Below are 388 nucleotides of genomic sequence, written 5' to 3'. Positions count from 1 at the left end.
GCCTCCATCCTTGCAGCCCAGCGAAATAGGGCCTTGCGAGATAGTGTTCATCATCGCTCGATTGCTCTTCGTCATCAGACTATACGGCCCGTTTCTGCCGTGTTCCATGGTCTCGGCGACGCCAGCCTGAACGTCTCTCCAGGATTGAGTGGCCCCGCGCCGGCCCCAGTCCGAACGATTCAGGCAGGTCGCCAACGCGATCGCGGCCTTTGCGACGGCCGGCCGTATGCTGCCGGCCATGACGCTGCCCCCTGACTTTCGCTGGACGACCCGGTCTGCCAGCCTCCCGGATGACCCGTTGACGGTGATCGCCTGCCACAGCGTGTGGGTGGTGGCCATGATCCGTCGGGTGAACGACGGCGTCTGGATTGCCTCGCTGGACCGGCAC

Annotated in this window: 1 protein-coding gene; it reads right to left on the bottom strand. The window is 64.4% G+C overall.

Going from position 1 to position 388, the window contains the following annotated elements:
* Positions 1-240: hypothetical protein (locus A9K58_RS20010; protein ID WP_231109354.1), on the bottom strand; the 240-nt coding region annotated here is incomplete at its 3' end.
* Positions 241-388 lie beyond the last annotated feature (148 nt).

The sequence above is a fragment of the Stenotrophomonas maltophilia genome, from assembly GCF_001676385.1.
Lineage (GTDB): Bacteria > Pseudomonadota > Gammaproteobacteria > Xanthomonadales > Xanthomonadaceae > Stenotrophomonas > Stenotrophomonas maltophilia_J.
Note: the sequence above shows the minus strand (reverse complement) of the source record. Positions and strands in the feature narration are given on the sequence as shown.